This window comes from [Rhizobium] kunmingense (assembly GCF_977018605.1).
In genome coordinates this window covers 209,457-234,395 of record NZ_CDRNXG010000001.1, presented here as the reverse complement: position 1 = coordinate 234,395, position 24,939 = coordinate 209,457, and the positions used below count along the sequence as shown (strand labels likewise).

25 protein-coding genes are annotated in these 24,939 nt (G+C 62.4%); 18 read left to right on the top strand and 7 right to left on the bottom strand.

Annotated features, from left to right (window positions below):
• Positions 1-217 precede the first annotated feature (217 nt).
• The 13 genes from coxB (at position 218) to AC0JZ4_RS01220 (ending at position 10,404) form a co-directional block, all read left to right on the top strand.
• Positions 218-1,144, top strand: a complete 927-nt coding sequence (gene coxB, locus AC0JZ4_RS01280; RefSeq protein ID WP_471884659.1) for a cytochrome c oxidase subunit II — start codon at positions 218-220, stop codon at positions 1,142-1,144.
• 15 nt (positions 1,145-1,159) lie between these two features.
• Positions 1,160-2,860 carry a cytochrome c oxidase subunit I gene (gene ctaD / locus AC0JZ4_RS01275; protein WP_471884658.1) on the top strand — a complete coding sequence of 567 codons (1,701 nt, stop codon included), beginning with the start codon at positions 1,160-1,162 and terminating at the stop codon, positions 2,858-2,860.
• A 57-nt stretch (positions 2,861-2,917) separates the two neighbouring features.
• Positions 2,918-3,874, top strand: a complete 957-nt coding sequence (cyoE, locus tag AC0JZ4_RS01270; RefSeq protein ID WP_471884657.1) for a heme o synthase — start codon at positions 2,918-2,920, stop codon at positions 3,872-3,874.
• Entirely contained in the window at positions 3,871-4,011 is a 141-nt protein-coding gene (locus AC0JZ4_RS01265; protein WP_471887938.1) for a hypothetical protein, read from the top strand. Before cyoE ends, AC0JZ4_RS01265 begins: the two co-directional genes overlap by 4 nt.
• Positions 4,012-4,052: 41 nt before the next feature.
• Complete coding sequence (locus AC0JZ4_RS01260; RefSeq protein WP_471884656.1) at positions 4,053-4,694, top strand: cytochrome c oxidase assembly protein; 642 nt, start codon at positions 4,053-4,055, stop codon at positions 4,692-4,694.
• A 59-nt stretch (positions 4,695-4,753) separates the two neighbouring features.
• On the top strand, positions 4,754-5,632 hold the full coding sequence (locus AC0JZ4_RS01255; RefSeq protein ID WP_471884655.1) for a cytochrome c oxidase subunit 3: 879 nt from the start codon (positions 4,754-4,756) through the stop codon (positions 5,630-5,632).
• Between the two features lie 87 nt (positions 5,633-5,719).
• On the top strand, positions 5,720-6,067 hold the full coding sequence (locus tag AC0JZ4_RS01250) for a type II toxin-antitoxin system RelE/ParE family toxin (RefSeq protein ID WP_471884654.1): 348 nt from the start codon (positions 5,720-5,722) through the stop codon (positions 6,065-6,067).
• Positions 6,064-6,360: a Fis family transcriptional regulator gene (locus tag AC0JZ4_RS01245; protein WP_471884653.1), complete on the top strand. Its 297-nt coding sequence runs from the start codon at positions 6,064-6,066 to the stop codon at positions 6,358-6,360. The genes AC0JZ4_RS01250 and AC0JZ4_RS01245 overlap by 4 nt, the downstream gene beginning before the upstream one ends.
• 1 nt (position 6,361) lies before the next feature.
• On the top strand, positions 6,362-7,138 hold the full coding sequence (locus AC0JZ4_RS01240; RefSeq protein WP_471884652.1) for an SURF1 family protein: 777 nt from the start codon (positions 6,362-6,364) through the stop codon (positions 7,136-7,138).
• Positions 7,139-7,213: 75 nt separating this feature from the next.
• Positions 7,214-8,254: a 4-hydroxy-3-methylbut-2-enyl diphosphate reductase gene (ispH, locus tag AC0JZ4_RS01235; RefSeq protein WP_471884651.1), complete on the top strand. Its 1,041-nt coding sequence runs from the start codon at positions 7,214-7,216 to the stop codon at positions 8,252-8,254.
• Positions 8,255-8,461: 207 nt separating this feature from the next.
• Positions 8,462-9,442 carry a homoserine kinase gene (locus AC0JZ4_RS01230; protein WP_471884650.1) on the top strand — a complete coding sequence of 327 codons (981 nt, stop codon included), beginning with the start codon at positions 8,462-8,464 and terminating at the stop codon, positions 9,440-9,442.
• Positions 9,439-9,906: a ribonuclease HI gene (rnhA, locus tag AC0JZ4_RS01225; protein ID WP_471884649.1), complete on the top strand. Its 468-nt coding sequence runs from the start codon at positions 9,439-9,441 to the stop codon at positions 9,904-9,906. The genes AC0JZ4_RS01230 and rnhA overlap by 4 nt, the downstream gene beginning before the upstream one ends.
• Before the next feature lie 189 nt (positions 9,907-10,095).
• Entirely contained in the window at positions 10,096-10,404 is a 309-nt protein-coding gene (locus tag AC0JZ4_RS01220) for a Dabb family protein (protein ID WP_471884648.1), read from the top strand.
• Between the two features lie 75 nt (positions 10,405-10,479).
• Here the strand turns inward: AC0JZ4_RS01220 and AC0JZ4_RS01215 are convergent, their stop codons facing one another.
• Positions 10,480-10,965: a redoxin family protein gene (locus tag AC0JZ4_RS01215; protein WP_471884647.1), complete on the bottom strand. Its 486-nt coding sequence runs from the start codon at positions 10,963-10,965 to the stop codon at positions 10,480-10,482.
• 131 nt (positions 10,966-11,096) lie between these two features.
• The gene (locus AC0JZ4_RS01210; RefSeq protein WP_471884646.1) at positions 11,097-11,939 is read right to left on the bottom strand and encodes a protein-disulfide reductase DsbD domain-containing protein; all 843 of its coding nucleotides are present in this window, start codon (positions 11,937-11,939) and stop codon (positions 11,097-11,099) included.
• Between the two features lie 162 nt (positions 11,940-12,101).
• Between AC0JZ4_RS01210 and AC0JZ4_RS01205 the strand changes: the two genes are divergently transcribed.
• The 3 genes from AC0JZ4_RS01205 to AC0JZ4_RS01195 all read left to right on the top strand — a co-directional run bounded on the left by AC0JZ4_RS01205 (position 12,102) and on the right by AC0JZ4_RS01195 (position 14,195).
• Positions 12,102-12,707 (top strand): YqgE/AlgH family protein, encoded by a 606-nt coding sequence (locus AC0JZ4_RS01205; RefSeq protein ID WP_471884645.1) that lies wholly within the window; start codon positions 12,102-12,104, stop codon positions 12,705-12,707.
• A 95-nt stretch (positions 12,708-12,802) separates the two neighbouring features.
• Positions 12,803-12,994, top strand: a complete 192-nt coding sequence (locus AC0JZ4_RS01200) for a CsbD family protein (protein WP_471884644.1) — start codon at positions 12,803-12,805, stop codon at positions 12,992-12,994.
• A gap of 139 nt (positions 12,995-13,133) precedes the next feature.
• On the top strand, positions 13,134-14,195 hold the full coding sequence (locus AC0JZ4_RS01195) for a zinc-binding metallopeptidase family protein (protein ID WP_471884643.1): 1,062 nt from the start codon (positions 13,134-13,136) through the stop codon (positions 14,193-14,195).
• Between the two features lie 107 nt (positions 14,196-14,302).
• Here the strand turns inward: AC0JZ4_RS01195 and AC0JZ4_RS01190 are convergent, their stop codons facing one another.
• The 4 genes from AC0JZ4_RS01190 to thrC are packed head-to-tail and all read right to left on the bottom strand — an operon-like array spanning position 14,303 to position 20,565.
• Positions 14,303-17,221, bottom strand: coding sequence for an EAL domain-containing protein (locus AC0JZ4_RS01190; protein ID WP_471884642.1), 2,919 nt, complete (start codon positions 17,219-17,221; stop codon positions 14,303-14,305).
• Entirely contained in the window at positions 17,218-17,829 is a 612-nt protein-coding gene (locus tag AC0JZ4_RS01185; RefSeq protein WP_471884641.1) for a GNAT family N-acetyltransferase, read from the bottom strand. The genes AC0JZ4_RS01190 and AC0JZ4_RS01185 overlap by 4 nt, the downstream gene beginning before the upstream one ends.
• A gap of 23 nt (positions 17,830-17,852) precedes the next feature.
• Complete coding sequence (locus AC0JZ4_RS01180) at positions 17,853-19,148, bottom strand: M16 family metallopeptidase (protein WP_471884640.1); 1,296 nt, start codon at positions 19,146-19,148, stop codon at positions 17,853-17,855.
• A gap of 22 nt (positions 19,149-19,170) precedes the next feature.
• Positions 19,171-20,565 carry a threonine synthase gene (thrC, locus tag AC0JZ4_RS01175; protein WP_471884639.1) on the bottom strand — a complete coding sequence of 465 codons (1,395 nt, stop codon included), beginning with the start codon at positions 20,563-20,565 and terminating at the stop codon, positions 19,171-19,173.
• A gap of 166 nt (positions 20,566-20,731) precedes the next feature.
• Here thrC and AC0JZ4_RS01170 point away from each other — a divergent pair, with 166 nt between their 5' ends.
• The gene (locus AC0JZ4_RS01170) at positions 20,732-21,259 is read left to right on the top strand and encodes a PilZ domain-containing protein (RefSeq protein ID WP_471887744.1); all 528 of its coding nucleotides are present in this window, start codon (positions 20,732-20,734) and stop codon (positions 21,257-21,259) included.
• A gap of 100 nt (positions 21,260-21,359) precedes the next feature.
• Complete coding sequence (locus tag AC0JZ4_RS01165; protein ID WP_471884638.1) at positions 21,360-24,197, top strand: autotransporter outer membrane beta-barrel domain-containing protein; 2,838 nt, start codon at positions 21,360-21,362, stop codon at positions 24,195-24,197.
• A 4-nt stretch (positions 24,198-24,201) separates the two neighbouring features.
• Here AC0JZ4_RS01165 and AC0JZ4_RS01160 read toward each other — a convergent pair whose 3' ends face one another.
• Positions 24,202-24,891, bottom strand: a complete 690-nt coding sequence (locus AC0JZ4_RS01160; protein ID WP_471884637.1) for an HAD family hydrolase — start codon at positions 24,889-24,891, stop codon at positions 24,202-24,204.
• Between the last annotated feature and the right edge of the window lie 48 nt (positions 24,892-24,939).

Genomic DNA, 24,939 nt, shown 5'->3' with positions numbered 1-24,939 from the left:
TCCTGATGGTGCGGGCCGCAAATCTTGAGGAGGATCGGGCAGTCGGCACAGGAGGAGTTCAACCGGAGGGCGCGCATGACAAAGCAATGCGCGAAATGCCGCAGGGGCATTTGCCGCAAATGATTGCGGACATAAGCAAACTGTGATTGAACCGAGCTTACAGCTTGGAGATTGCGTACGATTTGATTTGGATCACACGCATGGGGAGAAAGTTGGGATGAACAAGGCTAAAGCAGTGATGATGGGTATCATCTGTCTGCTCGCCACCTCGCTTGCGGGGTTGGCGGGTACCACGGCAGCATACGCGGATCAGCCGCGCCCCTGGCAGTTGGATCTGCAGGAACCGGCGACCGAGATGATGCATCAGATCCGCTGGTTCGAGCATTATACGCTCTGGTTCATCGTGCCGGTCACGCTCTTCGTCCTCATTCTTCTGATCATCGTCGTGGTCAAGTTCCGCGCCGACAAGAACCCCGTTGCCTCGCGCACCAGCCACAACACGACGATCGAGATCGTCTGGACCGTGGCGCCGGTGCTGATCCTGTTCTTTCTGGCAATCCCCTCGTTCAATCTGCTGACCAAGCAGCTGGAGATCCCGGAAACCGACATGACGATCAAGGCCACCGCCACCCAGTGGCAGTGGAATTACGAATATGAAGGGTCCGGCCAGGGCGAGAATGCGTCCCCCGTCGCCTTCGACAGTTTCATGCTGCAGGAAGGCGATCGCGCCGCCGCCGGCAAGGAAGATGTCGCCGCCTATCCACGCCTTCTCGCGGTCGACAACGAGATGATCGTGCCGGTGAACAAGACCGTCCGCCTTCTCGTCACCGCCGCTCCGACCGACGTCATCCACGCCTTCGCCATGCCGGCCTTCGGCGTCAAGATCGATGCCGTTCCCGGACGCCTCAACGAAACCTGGTTCCGCCCGGAGCGCGAAGGCCTCTATTACGGCCAGTGCTCGGAACTTTGCGGCAAGGACCACGCCTACATGCCGATCGCCATCCGCGTCGTATCGGAAGAAAAATACACCGCCTGGCTCGCCGCCGCGGCAACCGACCTGCCGGGAGCCTTCAAGGCGCTTCTGGCTCAAAACGACAACCCGCAAGCCCGCGACGTCGATGTCGCCGCAAACGACATCCGTTAAGGGGAGGCGAGGACAATGGCTGAAACGACACACCACGAAGACCATTCTCACGCCCGTGCTGGCCACGATGATGCGCATGCCCACGGCGATCACCATCACCATACGCCGGGCTTTGCCGCACGCTGGCTGTTTTCCACCAACCACAAGGATATCGGCACGCTCTACCTGATCTTCGCGATCATGGCGGGCATCGTCGGTGGCCTCATGTCGGTCGCCATGCGCATGGAGCTGCAGGAACCCGGCATCCAGATCTTCCACGGCCTGGCCTCGATGGTCTACGGCTTCGACGGTGCCGCCGCGATCGATGGCGGCAAGCACATGTTCAACGTCTTCACCACGGCGCACGCGTTGATCATGATCTTCTTCATGGTCATGCCGGCGCTGATCGGCGGCTTTGCAAACTGGATGGTGCCGATCATGATCGGCGCGCCGGACATGGCCTTTCCGCGCTTGAACAACATTTCCTTCTGGCTGATCGTCCCGGCCTTCCTGCTGCTCGTGCTGTCGATGTTCGTCGAGGGCCCGGCGGGTGCTTACGGCGCGGGCGGCGGCTGGACCATGTATCCGCCGCTCTCGACCTCCGGCCATCCGGGCCCGGCGGTCGATCTGGCGATCTTCGCGCTGCACGTCTCGGGCGCCTCGTCTATCCTGGGTGCGATCAACTTCATCACCACGATCCTCAACATGCGCGCACCGGGCATGACGCTGCACAAGATGCCGCTGTTTGCCTGGGCCGTCCTCGTCACGGCGTTCCTGCTGCTTCTGTCGCTGCCGGTCTTGGCCGGTGCCATCACCATGGCGCTGACCGACCGCAATTTCGGCACGACCTTCTTCTCGCCGGAAGGCGGCGGTGACCCGATCCTCTACCAGCACCTGTTCTGGTTCTTCGGCCACCCGGAAGTCTACATCCTCATCCTGCCTGGCTTCGGCATCATCAGCCATATCGTCGCGACCTTCTCGAAAAAGCCGGTCTTCGGCTATCTCGGCATGGCCTATGCGATGGTGGCGATCGGTGCGGTCGGCTTCATCGTCTGGGCCCACCACATGTATACGGTCGGCCTGTCGCTCGATGCGCAGCGCTATTTCGTCTTCGCCACGATGGTGATTGCGGTGCCGACCGGCATCAAGATCTTCTCCTGGATCGCGACGATGTGGGGCGGCTCGATCACCTTCGCGACGCCGATGATCTGGGCGATCGGCTTCATCTTCCTGTTCACCGTCGGCGGTGTCACGGGCGTCCAGCTGGCAAACGCCGGTCTCGACCGCTCGCTGCACGACACCTATTACGTCGTGGCCCATTTCCACTACGTCCTGTCGCTCGGCGCCGTCTTCGCCATCTTCGCGGCCTGGTACTACTGGTTCCCGAAAATGTTCGGCTACATGTATAACGAGACGATCGGCAAGCTGCACTTCTGGGTGATGTTCGTCGGCGTCAACCTGGTCTTCTTCCCGCAGCACTTCCTCGGCCTTGCCGGCATGCCGCGCCGTTATATCGATTACCCGGATGCATTCGCCGGCTGGAACTACATTTCCTCGATCGGTTCGTACATTTCCTTCGTGGGTGTACTCGTCTTCCTGTTTGGCGTATGGGAGGCCTTCGCCAAGAAGCGGGTTGCCGGTGATAACCCCTGGGGCGAGGGTGCGACGACGCTCGAATGGCAGCTGTCTTCGCCTCCGCCCTATCACCAGTGGGAACAGCTTCCCCGCATCAAATGAGAATTCCAAACCGGGTGTCTGGGAGGAGCCCGGCACGTCGTCAGGATTTGAATTGAAATGACCGTTATCGACCAGACCCACGCAATCGGCAGCGACGAAGGCAAGCTGCTTTCGGAAGCGGATGCGCGCGATTTCTTCGCGCTGCTGAAGCCTCGGGTCATGTCACTGGTGGTCTTTACCGCCTTTGCCGGCCTCGTGCTGGCGCCGGGCGAAATCAATCCTGTCCTGGCGATCATCTCGATCCTCTGTATCGCCGTCGGCGCGGGAGCGTCCGGCGCGCTCAACATGTGGTATGACGCCGATATCGATGCGGTGATGACCCGCACCGCCAAGCGGCCGATCCCGGCCGGCCGCATCCTGCCCAAGGAAGCGCTTGCCTTTGGCCTGACGCTGTCGGCCTTCTCGGTCGCCATCCTCGGCCTCGCCGTCAACTGGTTTGCCGCCGGCCTGCTCGCTTTCACCATCTTCTTCTATGCCGTCATCTACACGATGTGGCTGAAGCGCTCGACGCCGCAGAACATCGTCATCGGCGGTGCCGCCGGCGCTTTCCCGCCCATGCTCGGCTGGGCCTGCGTCACCGGCGGCGTATCGCTCGACAGCGTCATCCTGTTCATGATCACCTTCATGTGGACCCCGCCGCATTTCTGGGCCTTGGCGCTGTTCAAGATGCGCGATTACGGCTCGGTCGGCATTCCGATGATGCCGAATGTCGTCGGCCAGCGCTCGACCAAGCGCCAGATGGTCGTCTACTCGGTCCTGATGGCGGCCGTCGTCGCCGCCCCGACCTTCACCGGTCTCGCCAGCATCGGCTACGGCATCTTCACCGGCATTCTGAGCCTCATCTTCCTTTACTATTCCATTCTCGTGCTGCGCATGCCCGAAGATGACGAGAAGATGCTGCCGGCCAAGAAGCTGTTCTTCTATTCGATCTTCTATCTCTTCGCGGTCTTCTCCGCGCTGCTGGTCGACCATGTGGCGGCCGATCTCGTTGCCTTTGTCGGAGGTTTGCTTTGATCGACACCGTCAAGCTCAGCGAGACGCAGAAGAAGTCGCGGCGAAACCGCAATGTGGCGCTCGGCCTTGTTCTCGCAGGGCTGTGCGTGCTCTTCTACGTGATCACGCTGGTCAAGGTCGGCGGGTTCTGGAACTAGGCTGAAGGATTAAGGGCCGAATGGAGCTGGGGAGGAGCGACATGGGAGGCGAAGGTCAACACGGTCAGGTACGGCAGGCGCCGCAAAGTCGCGCCGCCCAGCCGCAAAAGCGCGTCAGCAATGCCTCGATCTTCGCCGGCTGCGCCGTCTTCGTCACCTGCATGGTCGGTGCGGCTTACGCTGCCGTTCCCCTTTACCAGCTCTTCTGCCAGGTCACCGGTTACGGCGGCACGACCCAGCGCGTCGAGCAATATTCGGCAACCGTGCTTGACCGCACGATGAATGTCACCTTCGACGCCAACATTTCGAGCGGCCTGAACTGGGAGTTCAAGGCCGCCAAACCGGTGACGCCGAAGATCGGCGAGACCGTGCAGGTCGAGTTCACCGCGAAGAACCTGTCTTCGGTCGCCACCACCGGCACCGCCGCCTTCAACGTCACGCCGATGGATGCCGGTGCCTATTTCAACAAGGTCCAGTGCTTCTGCTTTACCGAGCAGACGTTGCAGCCTGGCGAAAGCATCAGCATGCCCGTCGTCTTCTATGTCGATCCGGAGATCGTCAATTCGGAAGAGACGAAGAATTTGAGGACGCTCACCCTGTCCTATTCCTTCTATCCGTCGACGCCGTCAAAGCCGGTCGCTGCCGTCAGAAGGGAAGACGAGGGGACTGAAAGCAAGCTTTGAGAGGAGCCGTCCGGGCAGTGGTCTCGGGCGGAGGAGAGGCATTCACCGGGGAGCCTGACATGGCCGACGTGCATCAGAAGAACCACGATTACCACATCATCGACCCAAGCCCCTGGCCGCTGCTCGCCTCGATCGGCGCCTTCGTCCTGACATTTGGCGGCGTCGGCTACATGCGCTATCTCAAGGGCGCCGAATTCCAAATGTTCGGCCTCAACCTCGCCACGCCATGGCTGTTCTTCATCGGTCTCGCCATCATCGTCTATGTGATGATCGGCTGGTGGGCGGATACGATCAAGGAAGGCAACGAGGGCCACCACACCCGCGTCGTGTCGCTGCACCTGCGCTACGGCATGATCATGTTCATCGCCTCGGAAGTGATGTTCTTCGTCGCCTGGTTCTGGGCCTTTTTCGACGCCAGCCTCTATCCGGGCGAGGCGATCCAGGCAAGCCGTGTCGAGGCGCTCGGCGGTCAATGGCCGCCGGCCGGTATCGAGGTTCTCGATCCCTGGCACCTGCCGCTCTACAACACGATCATTCTGCTGCTGTCGGGCACCTGCGTAACCTGGGCACATCACGCGCTGCTGCATGACGACCGCAAGGGCCTCGTCACCGGCCTCGCCTTGACCGTCGCACTCGGCGTGCTGTTCTCCTACGTCCAGTATTACGAATACATGCATGCGCCGTTCGAATTCGCCAATTCGATCTATGGCGCCACCTTCTTCATGGCGACCGGCTTCCACGGCTTTCACGTTCTGGTCGGCACCATATTCCTGATCGTCTGCCTGCTGCGCGCCGTCAACGGCGGCTTCACCGCGGAAAAGCACTTCGGCTTCGAAGCTGCCGCCTGGTACTGGCACTTCGTCGACGTCGTCTGGCTCTTCCTGTTCTTCTCCATCTACATCTGGGGCGGCTGGGGCGCACCGATTGCGCATATGTGACGGGGATCAATCTGTAGAGGGTTCAGGGCGGCCCAAGGCCGCCCTTGCTGCTTGTGGATGTGTATCAATTATGGTACGTATTCGTGGATGATCGACGCGCCCAAGAAGATCGCCGGCAAATTTTATGCGACCGGCAGCGGGCGAAGGCCGGTACGTGACTGGCTGATGGATCTGTCTCGCGAAGATCGCAGGCAGATTGGCATCGATATTCAACGGGTAGAGTTCGGCTGGCCGCTCGGCATGCCCTATTGCCGCTCGCTTGGCCAGGGACTCTGGGAAGTCCGCAGCAACCTACCCCGTGGACGCATCGCCAGGGTCATCTTCGTCATCCATGCCGGAGACATGATCCTGCTGCACGGTTTCGAGAAAAAGACACAGAAGACGCCCGTGCCGGACATCGATCTGGCACTGGCAAGAAAGAGAGAACTGGAATGAGCCGCGAAGCAAAAGGCTATATCGACCATTCGGAGACTTTCGACGACTTCCTCGAGGCCGATGGCCTTTTGGAGGAAACGGAGGCCATTGCCCTGAAACAGGTCATCGCGGACCAGTTGCGTGCCGCGATGGAGAAGGAGGGGTTGACGAAAACGGCGATGGCACAGCGCATGCAATCGAGCCGCCAGCAGCTCGACAGGCTGCTCGATCCCAACAACCCGTCGGTGACGCTGCTGACCTTGCGGCGTGCCGCGGCCGCTGTCGGGCGCAATCTTCGCATCGAGCTTGTATAGCGTGCTCGATAGGCCCTCGTTTGGATCGGCAGGTGGCGCTCGGACCCGCACCATCCTCACCGCCACCCTCATCCTCGTCTCCCTCGCCATCCTCCTGGCGCTGGGCACCTGGCAGGTGGAACGGCTGTACTGGAAGCAAGGCCTGCTCGCTGATATCGCCGAGCGCCGCGCAGCCCAGCCCGTGCCGCTTGCCGAAATCGAGCAACGGGCTGCAGCGGGCGACGATATCGAATACCGCCGGGTCTCGCTCTCGGGCACGTTCGACCACACGAGGGAACGGCATTTCTTCGCCACGTTCGAGGGCCGCACCGGCTTTTATGTCTACACGCCGCTGACGCTGGATGACGGCCGCAACATCTTCGTCAATCGTGGCTTCGTACCCTACGAAATGAAGGAGCCGGCGACGCGGCCGGACGGCGAGGTGCCGGGCGAGCAGGTGATCACCGGCTACGCGCGGGAAAAACTGGGCGGAAAACCGTCCTCCATCGTCCCCGACAACGATACGGCAAAGAACATCTTCTACTGGAAGGATCTCGACGCCATGGCGGCCAGCACCGGCCTCTCGAACGTCCTGCCCTTCTTCGTCGATGCCGACGCCTCGGTGACGAACCCCGGTGGCTGGCCGAAAGGGGGCGTCACCCAGTTCGACCTTCCCAACAATCATCTCCAGTATGCCGTCACCTGGTACGGGCTGGCTTTCGCACTTCTGGCGGTGGTCTCCGGCATGTGGTGGCGCAGCCGCAGGCCCGCCTTGCCGTCGACCGACGAGGGGCGATAACGACATTTTCTGTTGGCGCGCCACAATTGCCTCGCCTATATGAGGCCTTGAAGATTTTCCAAAAGCGGACGCGGAATGAACATTCAGGTGACCAAACCGGCTCTCACGATCAGGCTTTGCGGCCCGCGCGGTTTCTGCGCAGGCGTCGACCGCGCGATCCAGATCGTCGTGCTGGCGCTGAAATCCTATGGCGCGCCGGTCTATGTCCGCCATGAGATCGTTCACAACCGCTATGTCGTCGAGGGACTGGAAGCCAAGGGCGCCGTCTTCGTCGAGGAGTTGAACGAGATCCCGGAAGAACACCGCCAGCAGCCGGTCGTCTTCTCCGCCCATGGCGTGCCGAAGTCGGTGCCGGAAGATGCCCAGGCACGCAATCTGTTCTATCTCGATGCCACATGCCCGCTCGTTTCCAAGGTCCACAAGCAGGCCATGCGTCACCAGCGTCTCGGCCGCCATGTCGTGCTGATCGGCCATGCCGGCCACCCGGAAGTCATCGGCACGATGGGTCAGCTGCCCCCCGGCACCGTCTCGCTCGTCGATACGATCGCCGATGCCGAGGCCTACATGCCGGAAGACCCGGACAATCTCGGCTATGTCACCCAGACGACGCTGTCGGTCGACGATACGGCGGGCGTCATCGCCAAGCTGCAGGAGCGTTTCCCGAACCTGACGGCGCCGGCAGCCGACAGTATCTGCTACGCCACCACCAACCGCCAGGAAGCGGTCAAGGAAGCCGCCCCCGGCTGCGATCTCTTCATCGTTGTCGGCGCGCCGAATTCGTCGAATTCCAAGCGCCTCGTCGAAGTCGCCTTGAGGGCAGGGGCCAAGCGCTCGCTGCTCGTCCAGCGCGCCTCCGAGCTGAACTGGGACGAGATCGGCAATATCCGCACCCTCGGCCTCTCGGCCGGCGCGTCCGCACCTGAAGTCATCGTCGACGAAATCATCGCCGCCTTCAAGCAGCGCTTTTCAGCCGAAATCGAACTGGCGATCACCGCCGAGGAAACGGAGAACTTCCTCGTCAACCGCGAGCTGCGCAACGTGCCGCTGACGGTCGAGGATATGGCCTGGGTAAATGGGCGACGACCGGTCGGCGTAGCCGACGAAGCGATCCAGTGAATCGTTTCGAGGAAGGAGCGCCCGGAGCGTAAGCGCAGGGCCGGCATCGGTTGCGGCAAGTGCCGAGGCAATAAGGTCCCTGCCGGATAAGCTGCCGCCGCACATCCATTATGCGGGACATTCCCCCTATGCACCGGATGCCTCACGAGGCAGATGGAGATACACTCCCGGCAGATGATTCTGCCCCTTGCCGACTGAGAGAGCGCCTTGGCCGTTTACACCGACATCACCGAAATCGACCTCAAGCATTTTCTGGCGCAGTATGACGTCGGCGAGCTGACCTCCTACAAGGGCATCGCCGAGGGCGTGGAAAACACCAATTTCCTGCTCCATACGACGAAGGACCCGCTGATCCTGACGCTCTATGAGAAGCGCGTCGAAAAGTCGGACCTGCCCTTCTTTCTCGGCCTGATGCAGCACCTGTCGGAACGCGGCCTGTCCTGCCCGCTGCCCTTGCCGCGCCGCGATGGCGAGTTGCTCGGCGAACTTTCCGGCCGCCCTGCCGCGCTCATCTCCTTCCTCGAAGGCATGTGGTTGCGCAAGCCGGAGGCCAAGCACTGCCGCGAAGTAGGCGTCGCGCTGGCACAGATGCATCTCGCCGGCGAAGGCTTCGAGATAAAGCGGCCGAACGCGCTGTCGCTCGAAGGCTGGAAGGTCCTGTGGGAAAAATCCGCCGAACGCGCCGACGAGGTGGAGAAGGGCCTCGAGGACGAGATCACCACCGAGCTCGCCTATCTCGAAGCCCATTGGCCAAAGGATCTGCCTGCCGGCGTCATCCATGCCGATCTCTTTCAGGACAATGTCTTCTTCCTCGGCGATAACCTGTCGGGCCTGATCGATTTCTATTTCGCCTGCAATGACCTGCTCGCCTATGACGTCTCGATCTGCCTCAATGCCTGGTGCTTTGAAAAGGACGGTGCCTATAACGTCACCAAGGGGTCGGCCCTGCTTGAAGGCTATTGCTCGGTGCGCCCGCTGTCGGACGCGGAACGCCAGGCGATGCCGGTTCTCGCCCGCGGCTCGGCCCTGCGCTTCTTCCTCACCCGCCTCTATGACTGGCTGACGACGCCGGAAGGCGCGCTGGTGGTCAAGAAGGACCCGCTCGAATATCTGCGCAAGCTGCGCTTCCACCGCCAGATCGCGTCGGTTGCCGAATATGCGCCGCAGATCGGGGAGACCGCATCGTGAAACAGGTCGAGATCTTCACCGATGGTGCCTGTTCCGGCAATCCCGGCCCCGGCGGCTGGGGCGCCATCCTGCGCTATGGCGACACCGTCAAGGAACTGAACGGCGGCGAGGCGGAAACCACCAACAACCGCATGGAACTCATGGCGGCCATCAGCGCGCTGAACGCGCTCAAGAGCGCCTGCGAGGTCGACCTCCACACCGACAGCAAATATGTCATGGACGGCATATCGAAATGGATCTTCGGCTGGAAGAAGAACGGCTGGAAGACCGCCGACAAGAAACCGGTGAAGAACGGCGAGCTGTGGCAGCAGCTCGATGTCGCCAACCAGCGCCACAAGGTCAAGTGGCACTGGGTCAAGGGCCATGCCGGCCATCCGGAAAACGAACGTGCCGATGAACTCGCCCGTCTCGGCATGGCACCGTTCAAGAAACCCAATCTCGGCCGCTCGCTGCTGGTCAAGTAACAGCCTACCCATCCGCATTCATCCGCGCGCGATCAGACCGTGGAGCGTCGCCGGGCGTGCTTGCCATTGTGTCGCGACCGCCTATGGTGAGCGCGGCACATTCGGGGGTTCGGGTGGCGGCCCCGGACGGGGCAAGGATCGGGCGATGCTCGAGCCGCACTCAAGCCATGATCAAGGGGAGACCACGTCATGATCCTTCACTGCGTTTTTCTGCGCTTCAAGTCCGCCCTCTCGGCTGCGGAAAAGGATGAGATCTATCAGGCGATCGCCGGTCTGAAGACTGTCGTGCCGGGCATCCTCGATATCAAGCTTGGCCCCAACGTCTCGGCCGAGGGCTTGAACGGCGGCTTTCTCGACGGCTTCATCGTCAGCTTCGAAAGCCCGGAAGCCCGCGACGCCTATATCGCCGCCCCCGGCCATATCGCGGTCGCCGAGCGTATCGTCGCATCGGTCGATGGCGGCCTGTCGGGCCTGATCGTCTACGATCTGGCGGCGTGATTTCGGTCGTACTGTATCCCTCTCCCCAGAGCGGGGAGAGGGGCAATTTACTCAGAGTAAAGCGGCTCCAATCCCTTAGAGCGTTTCCAGCATCGCCGCAGCGCCCGATACGGTCGCTTCACCGGGGCTCTCCTCGATGGCGAGCGATTTGACCACGCCATCCTCGACGAGCATCGAATAGCGCTTGGAGCGCACGCCAAGCCCGCCGGCGGAAAGGTCCATGTCCAGCCCCATCGCCTTGGTGAAGGAGGCATCCCAGTCGCCGAGGAAGTGGATCTTGCCCATGCCGCCCGATTGTTGCGCCCAGGCGCCCATCACATGCCAGTCGTTGACGGCAACGACGGCAATGTCGTCGACGCCCTTGGCGATCAGTGCATCGCGGTTTTCCAGATAGCCGGGCAGGTGGTTCAGCGTGCAGGTGGGGGTAAAGGCGCCAGGCACGGCAAACAGCACGACCTTCTTGCCGGCGAAAAGCTCACCGGTCGTCACTTCCACCGGGCCGTCCGCGGTCTTTTCCTTGAATTTCGCTTCGGGAAGCTTCTCGCCCACTGCAATCGTCATGCCGTTCTCCTACCATTGCGACCGCCCATGCGGCCGTCTGGCCGAGACTATAAATGCGGCAGATGACAAGACAAGCGTGCGTCGCCGCGTCTCGGTTCGGCTTATGACGGAAGGCGGGTCGCGCGAAAACCTCACTCGAAGGCCAGAGAGGTCTCCATGGCGCGCTTGCCGGCAAGCACCAGAATGCCCCAGCGCTTGCCGTCCATCGTGTAATCCTTCGGCAGCTTGCCGACCGGCATGTCGAGCAGGTAGCCGCCATCCTCGCTTATGCCCTTGTCGTCGTTGAACAGGACATGGCCCTCCGGCCCGGTGACGATCACCTTCGGCTTCTTCGGTGCATCGGCCGGCAGTTTCAGCCGCAGGCTAAGCGTCTCGCCGTCGGCGGATACGGCATAATGGGTCACGGCAAAGTCGTCCGACGGCTTTTCCGGCAGCTTGCCTTCCGCATCGTTGATGATCATTGCCTCGGCAAATGACGTACCGGCGTCGGCGGCCAGCGAAAGCTTGAACTCCGCCTGGAAGGGAATGCAGATATTGCGGCAGATGCCGATAAAGGCGTTTGCCGTGATCGGCTGACGCGGCCGCTCGCCGCTGATCTTGAGTTCGAACGGAAAGGTCACCGCGCCGTCATAGCCGATATCGCGGATGTTCCCGTTGTCGAAACGGCGTGGCACTGGATAGGCCATCTTCGACAGCGTCACGCCGGATGTCTCGGAAAACGTCACCTGCGGCGGAATGCCGGCATCGCCCGGCTCGCGCCAATAGGTGATCCAGCCGGCCTTGGGTTCTATCTGCAACGCCCCGCGCACGATGCCGCGCGCATCGGGAGCAAGCGCCACGATACGCATTCGGCCGCCCTCGTTGCTCGCCCATTGTGTCGTCTCGGCATGAACCGGCGTCATGGCGAGAAGCAGAAACAGCGGTGCGGCAAGGGCAGATAGTCTGCGGCGGGTGGTCTTGGCGATCGTCGTCATGGCAAGCGATTTAACCCAGCGCTTTCAGACCTGCCAGCCAACTCTCATGAAAACCGGTCATTTTTGGTTGAATGATGGGGAGGACTGCTCCATCTTGCTTTGATCGATCGTCCGACGCGGTCCCGATCCTGGGAGCGGGCTCAACCGGCACAAGGAGGCACGATGGGAATTTCGGCACTGAGGGACAAGCGCGAACGCGGCTTTCTGGACGGCCAGTTCCTGATCGCAATGCCTGGGATGCAGGACGGCAATTTCGCTCGCAGCGTCGTTTACATCTGCGCCCATTCCGATGCCGGCGCCATGGGTTTCATCATCAACAGCCTGCAGGAACTGTCCTTCCCCGATGTGCTTCAGCATCTGAAGCTGGTGGACGAGCCGCAGGGCGCCTTCCTGCCGGATCATGTCCGCCACTTCCCCGTCCTCTATGGCGGGCCGGTCGAGACGGGCAGGGGCTTCGTCCTCCATTCGGATGATTTTTCCAGCGAATCCTCGATCCCCGTCAGCGACGACATCTCGCTCACCGCCACGCTCGACGTGCTGCGCGCGGTGGCCGAAGGGCGCGGCCCCCAGCGGGCCACGCTGCTCCTCGGCTATGCCGGCTGGGGACCGGGGCAGCTCGAGGCCGAGATCGGCAACAATGGCTGGCTCAATTGCCCGCCTCAGGAAGACCTGATCTTCGATACGGCGATCGACACGAAATACGAGCGCGCGCTCGCCATCATGGGCGTCAGCCCCGAAATGCTTTCGACCGAGGCCGGCCACGCGTGAGGGCCGGTGCTGTTTTTTCCGGGAACGATATCCGCCGGTGCGAGTTCTTTATCTGCAAGGCGCGACCAAGCGCCGTCAGATAAGGAGATACCAGGATGGGTAGCACCAGCGACAAGGTAGCCGGCAAGGGCAACGAAATTGCAGGTAAGGTCAAGCAGGCCGCAGGCGACCTGACCGACAACCGCAATCTGAAGGCCAAGGGCAATGCTCAGGAAGCGAAGGGCCATGCCCAGCAGGCCAAGGGCAAGGTCAAGGATGCCGCGAAAGATTTCGTCGATCGTATGTGACGATCGACATGTATGAATGAACGCGATCTCCAGTCGCACATAAAAGCCTGCTTCGACCTTGGTCGGGGCAGGTTTTCTCTTTGTCGATCTCCCCGATTTCTTCCGAACAATTCCCTCAACCCCGTCATCGGACCCTCCCATGCGCCTCTTCGAATGCGATCATTGCGGCCAGACCATCCATTTCGACAACAGGAATTGCGTCAATTGCGGCAACCGGCTGGCCTTCGTGCCGGAAACGCTGTCCATGCATGCGCTCGTGCCGGCTGATGACGGCATCACCTGGGTTATGCCGTCGCGCGATTACCGGCAGGTCAGGCTCTGTGAAAATGCCACGCTCGACATCTGCAACTGGACGGTGCTCGCGGATGACCCGCAGCCTTTCTGCCCTGCCTGCCGGCACAACCGTCTGGTGCCAGATGCCTCGACGGACGACGGGCTCAGCCAGTGGCGTCGAATAAGCCAGGCCCAGCGGCTTCTCTTCTATTCGATGCTGAAATGGAACCTGCCGCGCCTCAATCGCGACGAGGATCCGAATGGCGGCCTGGTCTTCGACTTTCTCGTCGACGAGCTGCAGCCCGACGGCACGATGAAGGCAGCGATGACCGGCCACGAGAACGGCCTCATCGCCATCCGCGCGGCGGAAGCAGACGATGCGACGCGCGAGCAGATCCGCGTGTCGATGAACGAGCCTTACCGCACCATGCTCGGCCATTTCCGCCACGAGACCGGCCATTACATCTGGGACAAGATGGTCCGCGACGGCGGCAGGCTGGATGAGTTCCGCTCGATCTTCGGCGACGAGACGGTCGATTACGGTGAGGCGCTGCGCCGCAATTACGAGCAGGGACCGCCGCCCAACTGGCAGGATTTCTTCATCTCCACCTATGCCTCATCGCATCCGTGGGAAGATTTTGCCGAAAGCTTTGCCCATTACGTGCATATCGTCGACACGCTGGAAACGGCGCGTTCCTACGGCATGTCGATCGAGCCGCGCCGCCACGAGGAACTGTCGGCCGAAATCGACTTCAACCCTTATGCCGCCGATGGCGCCGAACAGCTCGTCTCCGCCTGGGTGCCTTTCAGCCTGGCGATGAACAGCATTCACCGTTCGATGGGCGTGCCGGATCTCTACCCGTTCCTGCTGACCGCGGCGGTGACGGCAAAACTGCAGTTCGTCCATGATCTGGTACTGCGGCGGTGAGAACTCGGCGTCATCCTCGGGCTTGTCCCGAGGATCTGCCATAAGAAGCCGCGGTAGATCCTCGGGACAAGCCCGAGGATGACGCCCGCCGCCAGGAATTTTTGAGTTTAAGCCCGTTTCGTCAGCGGAAACCGTTCCTTCAGCAGCCGCTGGATCGCGTCGCCGGCGGCAGGCGGGCCGAAGAGGTAGCTCTGGCCGTAATGGCAGCCCATCTTGGCAAGCTCGATCGCGTCCTCATCCGACTGGATCCCCTCGGCGACGGCCGTCATTTCCAGGCCCCGCGCCATGGCGATGATCGAGCGCAGCAGCACGGCGCCCTTGTCGCTCATGTTGGCGGTGAGCGTCTTGTCGAGCTTGATCATGTCGAACGGGAACTGCGTCAGGTAGGAGAGCGACGAATAGCCGGTGCCGAAATCGTCGAGCGCCAGGCTCAGGCCCGTTTCCTTCAGTTTTGCCAGAACAAGCCGCGCCTGCTCCGGATTTTCCATCATCAGGCTCTCGGTCAGTTCCAGCTTCAGCTGCTGCGGATTGACGTGTGTGCGTGCGAGAATGGATCGCACGTCGTTGTAAAGATCGGCGTTCAGCAGCTGTGCGCTCGACAGGTTGACCGACACGAAGATCGGCAGCTCGCCGGTCTGCTCCTGCCAGGATACCAGGTCGGCTGCAGCGCGCTCCATGGCGAAGACGCCGAGCGGGCCGATCAGGTCCGACATTTCCGCGATCGGGATGAATTCCGACGGCGGGATCGTGCCGCGCTTCGGATGCTCCCAGCGCATCAGCGCCTCGAAACCGGCGATCTCTCCATCCTTCAGCGAAATGATCGGCTGGTAGGCGAGCGACAGCTCCTTGCGTTCCAGCGCCCGGCGCAGATCCGTCTCGATCTGTAACCGGTCGGTGCCGGAGGTGCGGAAGACCGGGCGGAACGGTTCGACCCGGTTGCCGCCGCCGCGCTTTGCTCGGTACATGGCAAGTTCGGCATCGGCAAGCAGCCCGGCTGCGCTCTCCTGCTGGTCGACGAAGGAGGCAAGCCCGATCGAGGCCGTCAGCACGATCTCGCGATTGGCATAGTTGATCGGCACCATGATCGCCTTCGACACCGCATCGGCGAAATCGGCGATCTTGGCCGGATCGCGTTCGGACACCAGGATCAGGCCGAACTGATCGCCCGCAAGGCGCGCCAGCGTATCCTGCGGTTTCAGGAGGCGGCGCAGGCGACGCGTCAGCGCGATCAGCATGTTGTCGCCGGCCGCGATGCCGAGACTGTCGTTCACCTGCTTGTAGCGGTCGAGATCGATCGCCATCACCGTCGGGCGCACGCTGTCGCCGCTTGCGGCCAGCGTCAGCACGCTCTGCAGCCGGTCGAGGAAGACCTGGCGGTTCGGCAGGCCTGTCAGGTTGTCATGCAACGCATCCTGCAGCAGCCGTTCGACCGAATTCTTCTGCTCGGTAATGTCGATGATCGTTCCGACGCAGCGGATGATCTCGCCATTGGAGCCGAGCACCGGCCGCGCGCGGATCTGCAGCCAGTGGAAATGCCCGTCCTCGGCGCGGATGCGGAATTCATGGTGCAGCCGGCCGCGGCGATGTTCGAGCAGAACGTCGAGCGTGGCGCGGAACCTGTCGCGGTCGTCCGGGTGCAGGCGCGGCACCCAGTTGCGCACCGGGCCGTGCATGGCACCGTGTTCAAGTCCGAGCTTGGCCGAGATATCCGGCGTGGTGACGACCTTGTCGCGCGCCACGTCCCAGTCCCAGACGGTATCGCCCGAACCGGTCAGCGCCAGCGACTGGCGCTCCAGATCGGAGAACAGGCCCTGCTGATAGGCACCGCCCGCGAATGCGTGCTGCATCACGGTAAAGCCGATCAGAAGCACGATGAGGACGAGACCGCCGCCGAGCGCCGGCTGGATGATGTCGTTGTCGAGCCGGCCCGTCACCGTCAGCCATCCGCCGAACAGCCAGACGAGGATCAGCGTCCATGTCGGCACCAGAAGGATGGCGCGGTCATAGCGGTTGAAGCCGAGATAGATGATCAACAGGATGCCGACCGTGCCGGTCAGCGCGAACGAAAGCCGCGCGATACCGGCGGCGACGGACGGATCGTAGATCGCCACGCCGCCCAGCAGCCCGAGCGCCACCACCCAGGCCAGCGTCCCGTAGCCGAGATGCACATGCCAGCGGTTGAGATTGAGATAGGTGAACAGAAAGATCAGCAGCGACGAGGCGAGCGCCACTTCCGCGCCCGCACGCCATATGCGCTGGTCGCTGGAGGTGATGGTGATCAGCTTGTCGAGGAAGCCGAAGTCGACGCAGATATAGGCGAGCACCGCCCAGGCGAGCGCCGCCGCCGCCGGCAGCATGGAGGTGCCCTTGACGACGAAGAGAATGGTCAGAAACACCGCCAGAAGACCGGCAATGCCGAGCACGATGCCGCGATAGAGCGTGAACGCGTTGACCGTGTCCTTGTAGGCATCCGGCTGCCACAGATAGATCTGCGGCAGGGAGGGGGTAGCGAGTTCGGCGACGAAGGTGATCGTCGAGCCGGGGTTCAGCGTGATGCGGAAGACGTCGGCATCGGGGCTTGCCATGCGGTCGAGCGAAAAGCCTTCCGACGGCGTGATGGCGCTGATGCGCTGCGAACCGAGGTCCGGCCAGAACACCTTGGACCCGACGAGCCGGAAATGCGGGGCGACGATGACGCGCTCCAGCTGTTCTTCCGAGACGTTGGACAGTGCAAACACGGCCCAGTCGCCCTGATGCGTCGGCGTGCTGGAGCGCACCTCGATGCGTCGGCGGATGCCGTCCGCGCCGGCGGCGGTGGAAACCTGGAAGGCTTCGCCCTGGTTGGCATAGATATCGGTCGTGGCGGTCAGGTCGAGCGCCGTGTCGTCACGCGAAATCTTCACCGGCTCTGCGGCGCGGGCCGCGGAGAAGGCACCGGCAAGCGCGAGCAGGAGGAGCGAAATAAGGGTAAACAGCAATGTCTTCAGGCCGAAGGCCCGGTACGCAATACGCAAATCTTCCGTCATGGCTTGAGCATTTTCCCGAATTCGCCGTCTTCCGGCAACCGGGAAAACATCATGTGGTCACGCCACTCACCGTTGATTTTCAAATATTTTCGCAAAAGACCTTCCCGCTCGAAGCCGGCTTTTTCGAGAAGCCGGATGCTTTTCCAGTTGTCCGGAATACAGGCTGCCTCGATCCGGTGCAACTGAAGTCCGTGATGGATGTAGGGGATAGCCACCTTCAATGCGGCCAACATATGGCCTTGGCCCGCATGTTTTTCGCCCATCCAGTATCCGATCATGCAGCTCTGCGCGGCACCCCGGCGGATGTAGCCGACGGTCAGGCCGCCGAGCAGCACCATGTCGTCGCGGCGGAAAAGCAGGAGCGGCACGGCCATGCCGGAGGAAAACTCCTGGGTTCCGCGCACCACGCGGGCGCGAAAGGCCCCCTCGGTCAGCTCGTCACCGCGCCAGACCGGTTCCCACGGCTGGAGAAAGCCCCGGCTGTCGGAACGCAGCCGGTACCATTGCTTGTAATCGCCATACTGAGGCAGCCGCAGAACATGCTCCGGCCCGATCAGTTCCGGGTTTTCCGGCTGCCGGGACAAGAACCGAAACACCGACCTACCCATGCTTCTTCGGCGCCCCTACCTTGTCAGCCCGCAGCTTTGGTCTTGACGACGGGAGAGGAGAGCGCCGCCGAGATTTCCGACATCGGGGCAAGCTTCTCGATCGGTCCGACGGCCGAAAGCGTCGGCACGGTATCGAAGAACAGCCGGCCGGCGAGGTCGGTCAGGCGCTGGGTGGTGATGCCTTCCAGTCGTTCCATCATTTCCTCGTTGGGGATGGAGCGGCCGTAGAGCAGCATCTGGCGGGCAATCTGGCCGGCACGCGCCGCCGGGCTTTCCTGGCCCATCAGAAGCTGGGCGCGGATCTGCGCGCGGGCGCGGTCGATTTCCACCTGATGGATCGTCTCGGAAGACTTGTGCAGCTCGTCGATGATGACGGGGATCAGCGTCGGCAGTTCGTCGCCGCCGGTTGCCGCATGCACACCGAAAATGCCGGTATCGGAAAAGCCCCAATGGAAGGCATAGACGGAATAGCAGAGGCCGCGATGCTCGCGCACTTCCTGGAAGAGGCGGGACGACATGCCGCCGCCGAGGATGTTGGCGAGGATCTGCGAACAGTAGAAGTCGCGCATGTGATACGCCTTGCCCTCGAAACCGAGCAGCACCTGCGTATCCATCAGATCGCGTTCCTCACGAATGTCGCCGCCGGTATAGCGGGCAGCTTCCAGAACGGGAGGCGCGCTCGGCGTGGTCGGCAGGCCGGCAAAACGCTGTTCGACTTCCTTGCAGAACGCGTCGTGATCGACGGCGCCGGCGGCAACCACGAACATCCGGTCGGTCGTGTAATTGCGCGAAAGGTAGCCGCGGATCTGCGACGGGGTAAAACTTTTCACCCGCTCCGGCGTGCCGAGGATCGGACGGCCGATCGTCTGGTCGCGATAGGCGACCGACGAGAAATGGTCGAACACCACATCGTCGGGCGTGTCGTTGGCCGCGTTGATTTCCTGCAGGATCACCTGCTTTTCGCGCCGCAGCTCTTCCTTGTCGAAGACCGAGCCGGTCAGGATGTCGGCAAGAATATCGACGGCGAGCGGCACATGGTCCTTCAGCACGCGGGCGTAATAGGACGTCGTCTCGGTCGAGGTGGCGGCATTCAGCTCGCCGCCGACATCCTCGATCTCTTCGGCGATGTCGCGGGCGCTGCGTCGCTTGGTGCCCTTGAAGGCCATGTGTTCGAGAAGATGCGCGATCCCGTGCTCGGCTTCCGTCTCGTTGCGCGAGCCGGACTTGATCCAGACGCCCAGCGCAACGCTTTCCAGATGCGGCATGTTCTCGGTAACGACAGTCAGCCCGGAGGGAAGCCGGGTAATCTCTACATTCATACTATGTCTTTCCGGCGCGCCGTTACTTGGCCCGTGCCTTGCTGCCGATGAATGTCTCGACGGCTTTCAGCTCAGGCTCAAGAATGTCGAAGCGCTCCTCCCTTTGCATCAGATCGGACAGCCATGATGGAAGTGCCGGATCAATTCCGCAAGCGGATTTTACCGCCGCCGGGAATTTGGCCGGATGCGCGGTAGACAGCGTCACCATCGGGCTGGAAGGCCTGGCATTCTTGGCAGCGACGAACACGCCGGTCGCCGTATGCGGGTCGAGCAGGTAGCCGGTCGTGGAAAGCGTCTCGCGGATCGTTGCGGCAACCTGCTTCTCGGTGGCGCGGCCGGCGCGGAACTCCCGCTTGATCGCCTTCAGTGCCGCGTCCGGAATTTCGAATGCGCCGGACTGCTTCAGCCCGTCCATCGAGCGGCGCACCGCGGCATCGTCGCGGCCATAGGCTTCAAACAGCAGGCGCTCGAAATTCGACGAGATCTGGATGTCCATCGAAGGCGAGGTGGTCGCCTTGACGCCCTTCATCTCGTAGCGGCCGGTTTTCAACGTGCGCGCCAGGATGTCGTTGTCATTGGTGGCGATCACCAGGCGGTCGATCGGCAGACCCATCTTCTTGGCCACGTAACCGGCGAAGATATCGCCGAAATTGCCGGTCGGAACGGTGAACGAGATCTTGCGGTCCGGGCCGCCGAGAGACAGCGAGGCGGTGAAGTAATAGACCACCTGCGCCATTATGCGCGCCCAGTTGATCGAGTTGACGCCCGAAAGCTTCACCTTGTCGCGGAAGGCCGCGTCGTTGAACATCTCTTTGACGAGGTTCTGGCAGTCGTCGAAATTGCCGTTGACGGCGATCGCGTGGACATTGGCCTCTGTGGACGAGGTCATCTGCCGCTGCTGCACCGGCGAAACCTTGCCATGCGGGAAGAGGATGAAGATGTCGGTGCGCTCGCGGCCGGCAAAGGCATCGATGGCTGCGCCACCCGTATCGCCCGACGTCGCGCCGACGATCGTGGCGCGTTCGCCGCGCTCGGTAAGCACATGGTCCATCAACCGCCCGAGCAGCTGCATCGCCACGTCCTTGAAGGCGAGCGTCGTGCCGTGGAAGAGTTCGAGGATAAATTCGTTCGGGCCGACCTGCACCAGCGGCGCGACGGCCGGATGGCGGAAGGTGGCATAGGCCTCGTCGATCATGCCGCGCAGCTTGTCATCGGCAATCTCGCCGTCGACGAAGCGGGACAGGATCTCGAATGCGACCTCCTGATAGGATTTTCCGCGCAAGGCCCGGATTTCCTTTTTCGACAGGGTCGGCCATGTCCGCGGCACATAAAGACCGCCGTCTTTTGCAAGACCGGCCATGAGTGCGTCGCGAAAGCCGAGAGCGGGCGCTGTGCCCCGAGTAGAAATGTATTCCACAGACGTTGAATCCCTGATCGATTTTTGTTCCGACGGCTGATATAGACTATCGAAATCGGCGGTGAAAGACCGGAATTCGACGGGTTGGTACCGCCATTCGAAACGTGACTGCAAAGGGTTGAGTAACGTGGTTGGCAAGTTCTCTCGCGGTTTTCTGGCGATTTCCATGGCGGCTGTTCTTGCCGGCTGCAATTCTTCTTCCCCCGGCCTCGGCCTGACATCCGCCGCACCGGACGCCGCCGCAGCCCAACCGACGCCCGTCGTCGTGCAGGCCTATTGCCCGCAGGTGGTGATGCTGGAACAGAACGCTTTCCACCGTGCCTATGCCCGTGGCGGCCAGGACGACCCGCAGAAACTCATCTATCAGGCCTCGCTCGCCGACGTGACCCGCCAGTGCTCGGCCAACGAGACGACGCTGACGATCAATGTCGTGGCGCAGGGCCGCATCGTTCAGGGTCCGGCCGGCACGCCCGGCCCGGTGACGCTGCCGATCCTCGTCGAAGTCGTCGATGGCGACAATGTTCTCTACTCGCAGAAGGTTGCCTTCCCGACGGAAATTCCGGCCGGCAGCAACCAGTTCCTGTTCTCCAAGGCTGACGTACAGATCCCCAACGCCCAGGGCGGCGCATCGCGCTTCACCCGCGTCCGCCTCGGCTTCGACAACGCTCCCGCCCAGAGGCCGCGGCGTTCGTGAACGCCGAAGGTCTCGTATTAAGGCTTCGTTAACCATAAAATCTTAACACTCGTTATCAGATCGTTAAGGGCGCTTCGCCCCGGTCCGGACGAGGTTGGGGATGTCTGCTCACGCTTATTCGGCGCGCGCGAAGCGGCGCCTCAAGCTTTGCACGGCGATCGTTTCGCTGGGTGCGATCCTGCCCGGCGGTGCACAGGCGCAAGCCGTCTGGACCGGCGCCGTCGATAACGATTTTTCCAATGGCGCGAACTGGAACCCGACGGTGCCGGGGCCAGGCGACACGGCGCGGATCGGCACGGGCGCCGCAACCCTTTCCGCAAATACGACCGTCGACCGCATGGACGTGCGCGGCGACGGCGAGCTGGATGTCGACGCGACGCTGGAAGCCGCAGGCGGCACCGCCGTTTCGCAAACCGGCCAGATCGACATTTCGGCGACCGGCCGTTTGGTATCCGATGTCGAGATGACCGACGGGTCGATCACCAATGCCGGTACGATCACCGGCAATGTCGGCATATCGGACGGCACGCTCGCCAATTCCGGCACGCTCGACGGCAGCCTCACCATGTCCGGCGGCGAGACCATCAACGACGGCACCATCACCGGCACGTCCACACTGAATGACGGCAAGCTGACCAACAACTTCACCGTGACCGATGTGGATGTTTCGGCCGCCGCCGAATTCGTCAACAATACCGGCGCAAATGCCGGCCGCGTCACCAATGCCGGCACCGCCTCGAATGCCGGCACGATCACCGCGCTGACCAATACCGGTGGCACCTTCATCAACAACAGCGGCGGCGAGATCACCGGCGATACGGTAGTCTCCGGCGGAACCTTCACCAACAATTTCATCGTCACCGACGTGGATGTCGCGGCCGCCGCCGAATTCACCAACAATTCCACCGGCGAGGCCGGCGCGGTCACCAATGCCGGCCGCGCCACCAATGCCGGCACGATCGCCTCTCTGACCAATACCGGCGGCACCTTCACCAACAACAATGGCGGCGAGATCACCGGCGATACGGTCGTCACCGGCGGCACGCTGACCAACAATTTCATCGTCACCGATGTGGATGTCGCGGCCGCCGCCGAGTTCATCAACAATTCCACCGGCGAGGCAGGTGCGGTCACCAATGCCGGCCGCGCCACCAATGCCGGCACGATCGCCTCTCTGACCAATACCGGCGGCACTTTCACCAACAATGGCGGCGGCGAGATCACCGGGGCAACGACCGTCACCGGCGGCACCGTCGTCAACAATTTCGTGGTCACCGCCGTCGATGTCGCGGCCGCCGCCATCTTCGTCAACAATTCCGGCGCGACGGCAGGCTCCGTCACCAATGCCGGCTCCTTCTCCAACGCCGGCACGGTCGCCTCGCTGACCAATACCGGCGGCACATTCTCCAACAGCGGCACGATCACCGGCGATGCGACGGTCGAGGGCGGTACGCTCGTCAATGACGGCTCGGTCGGCGGCACGATCGAGATCGGCGAAGATGGCACGCTGACCGGCGGCGGTGATATCGGCGGCCTGACCGTCGGCTCGGGCGGTACGTTTTCCCCCGGTCCCGGCATCGCGACCGTCGCGGTCAATGGCGACGTCACCTTCCGCGAAGGCTCGACCTATCAGGTGGAAATCGACGATGCCGGTCTTTCGGACCGCATCGATGCGGTCGGCGCGATCACCATCGACGGCGGCACGGTGGACGTGACGGCCGGCCCCGGCACCTACATGCTGGGCACCACCTACACGATCATGACCGGCGACACCGTGGACGGCGCCTTCGACGAGGTCACCTCCGACTTCGCCTTCCTCGCGCCGATCCTCAACTACGATCCGCAGGCGATCACACTCAGCCTCGAACGCAACACCGTCGCTTTCGCCGACGTCACGGACACCCGCAACACCCGCGCCACGGCAAATGCCGTCGAGGCGCTCGGTGAAGTCGATCCGGTGTTTCTCGGCGTCCTGCCATTGAACGTCGCCGCCGCCCGCGATGCGTTCGACCAGTTGAGCGGCGAAATCCATGCCTCGCTCAAGAGCCAGCTGCTGGAACAGTCGTCGCTTGCCCGCGAGGCGGTGATCGACCGGCTGCGGGGCGATGTGCCGGTCAAGGAAAACGAGGGCGGCGCAAGTGTGTGGATCACCGGTGTCGGCAGCCGCAGCCGGATGGATGACGACGGCAATGCGTCGGAACTCGAAGCCGATCTCGGCGGCGTCTTCGCCGGCATCGATGGCGACGTCAGCGACGCATGGCGCATCGGCGGCCTTTTCGGCTACACCAACACATCCGCCGGCACCGATGCCGACTGGGACACGTTCCATGCCGGCCTCTATGCCGCCGCCGAATGGGGCAAACTCAACTTCACCGGTGGCGCGATCTATTCGCACAATGAAATCTCGGTGAAACGCAGCTTGGCATTCGGTGCCTTCGAGGATGATCTGAAGGCCGATTACACCAGCGCCACGCGGCAGATCTTCGCCGATTTCGGCTGGCGCGAAAAGGCAGGCCCGCTGACGCTCGAACCCTTCGCCAACCTCGCCTATGTCAATCTCGATACGGATGGATTTGGCGAGGAGGGCGGTCCGGCGGCGCTCTCCGCCAGTGACGGCACCGATGACATCACGTTGGCGACGCTGGGCTTGCGCTGGTCCGCCGAGATCGGCACGCCCGACCTGCCGGTGACGATTGCCGGCATGGCCGGCTGGCGCCATGCCTTCGGTGATCTATCGCCATCGTCGCGCTTCGCCTTTTCCGCCGGCCGCCCGTTCCTGATCGAAGGGGTCTCGCTATCGCGCGACACGGCGATCATCGAGGCCTCGCTGTCGGCGCAGATCACCAGGGCAGCGCGGCTGAAGCTCGGCTATGCCGGAGAATTCTCAAGCACCTTCGCCAGCCACGCGGCGAAGGCCAGTCTCGTCGTGGATTTTTGAGGCTTCAAATCGCGCCGGCCCATTCGCCGAGTGCGGCCACCACGGCCGGCAGGTCCTGCATGCGCGAGATCACCGTTTCCGCCCCCGCATCCGTCAGCCGGTCGGCATGGCTCGGATAGCTGTGCGAAGCGCCGGTAAAGCCGACGACCCGCATGCCGGCCGCCCGAGCGCCATGCACGCCATGGGTCGAATCCTCGATCACCAGGCAACGCGATGGCGAAACGCCGAACTGCTCCGCTCCATGCAGGAAGATGTCCGGCTTCGGCTTGACCCGGTCCGGCCCGAGATCCTTGGCCGAATAGATATGCGGCGCGAAATAAGGCTTCAGGCCTACCTTGGTCAGCATCATGTCGAGCCGCTGGCTCGACGAATTGGAGCAGATACAGCGCTGTGTCGAAAGCCTTGCGAGCGCGAACTTGACGCCGTCGATGATCTTCACGTCGCGCTGAAGCCGCGCATCGAGCAGCTTTTCCGACTTGTCGAGCAGCGAGGCGGACAGCGGAATGTCGATTTCCTTCTCGATGGTGAGCAGGATGTCCTTCCAGGTCAGGCCGGCAAAGCGCTCGCCCATTTCCTCGACGCTGATCGGATAACCCGCTTCCGTCAGAAGCCGCGATTCGACCTGCGCCGCGATGATTTCGGAATCGACGAGCACGCCGTCGCAATCGAAGATGATGAGGTCGAAACCGCTCATGAATAGCCCTTTATATCCGTCGCGGGCGGTTCTAGCGGATGAAGGCCG

Bases quoted from the DNA above. Each gene is read 5' to 3' on its own strand.
- coxB (WP_471884659.1), top strand. From the start codon at position 218: ATGAACAAGGCTAAAGCAGTGATGATGGGTATCATCTGTCTGCTCGCC.
- ctaD (WP_471884658.1), top strand. From the start codon at position 1,160: ATGGCTGAAACGACACACCACGAAGACCATTCTCACGCCCGTGCTGGC.
- cyoE (WP_471884657.1), top strand. From the start codon at position 2,918: ATGACCGTTATCGACCAGACCCACGCAATCGGCAGCGACGAAGGCAAG.
- AC0JZ4_RS01260 (WP_471884656.1), top strand. From the start codon at position 4,053: ATGGGAGGCGAAGGTCAACACGGTCAGGTACGGCAGGCGCCGCAAAGT.
- AC0JZ4_RS01255 (WP_471884655.1), top strand. From the start codon at position 4,754: ATGGCCGACGTGCATCAGAAGAACCACGATTACCACATCATCGACCCA.
- AC0JZ4_RS01250 (WP_471884654.1), top strand. From the start codon at position 5,720: ATGATCGACGCGCCCAAGAAGATCGCCGGCAAATTTTATGCGACCGGC.
- AC0JZ4_RS01245 (WP_471884653.1), top strand. From the start codon at position 6,064: ATGAGCCGCGAAGCAAAAGGCTATATCGACCATTCGGAGACTTTCGAC.
- ispH (WP_471884651.1), top strand. From the start codon at position 7,214: ATGAACATTCAGGTGACCAAACCGGCTCTCACGATCAGGCTTTGCGGC.
- AC0JZ4_RS01220 (WP_471884648.1), top strand. From the start codon at position 10,096: ATGATCCTTCACTGCGTTTTTCTGCGCTTCAAGTCCGCCCTCTCGGCT.
- AC0JZ4_RS01215 (WP_471884647.1), bottom strand. From the start codon at position 10,965: ATGACGATTGCAGTGGGCGAGAAGCTTCCCGAAGCGAAATTCAAGGAA.
- AC0JZ4_RS01210 (WP_471884646.1), bottom strand. From the start codon at position 11,939: ATGACGACGATCGCCAAGACCACCCGCCGCAGACTATCTGCCCTTGCC.
- AC0JZ4_RS01205 (WP_471884645.1), top strand. From the start codon at position 12,102: ATGGGAATTTCGGCACTGAGGGACAAGCGCGAACGCGGCTTTCTGGAC.
- AC0JZ4_RS01200 (WP_471884644.1), top strand. From the start codon at position 12,803: ATGGGTAGCACCAGCGACAAGGTAGCCGGCAAGGGCAACGAAATTGCA.
- AC0JZ4_RS01195 (WP_471884643.1), top strand. From the start codon at position 13,134: ATGCGCCTCTTCGAATGCGATCATTGCGGCCAGACCATCCATTTCGAC.
- AC0JZ4_RS01190 (WP_471884642.1), bottom strand. From the start codon at position 17,221: ATGACGGAAGATTTGCGTATTGCGTACCGGGCCTTCGGCCTGAAGACA.
- AC0JZ4_RS01185 (WP_471884641.1), bottom strand. From the start codon at position 17,829: ATGGGTAGGTCGGTGTTTCGGTTCTTGTCCCGGCAGCCGGAAAACCCG.
- AC0JZ4_RS01180 (WP_471884640.1), bottom strand. From the start codon at position 19,148: ATGAATGTAGAGATTACCCGGCTTCCCTCCGGGCTGACTGTCGTTACC.
- AC0JZ4_RS01170 (WP_471887744.1), top strand. From the start codon at position 20,732: ATGGCGGCTGTTCTTGCCGGCTGCAATTCTTCTTCCCCCGGCCTCGGC.
- AC0JZ4_RS01165 (WP_471884638.1), top strand. From the start codon at position 21,360: ATGTCTGCTCACGCTTATTCGGCGCGCGCGAAGCGGCGCCTCAAGCTT.
- AC0JZ4_RS01160 (WP_471884637.1), bottom strand. From the start codon at position 24,891: ATGAGCGGTTTCGACCTCATCATCTTCGATTGCGACGGCGTGCTCGTC.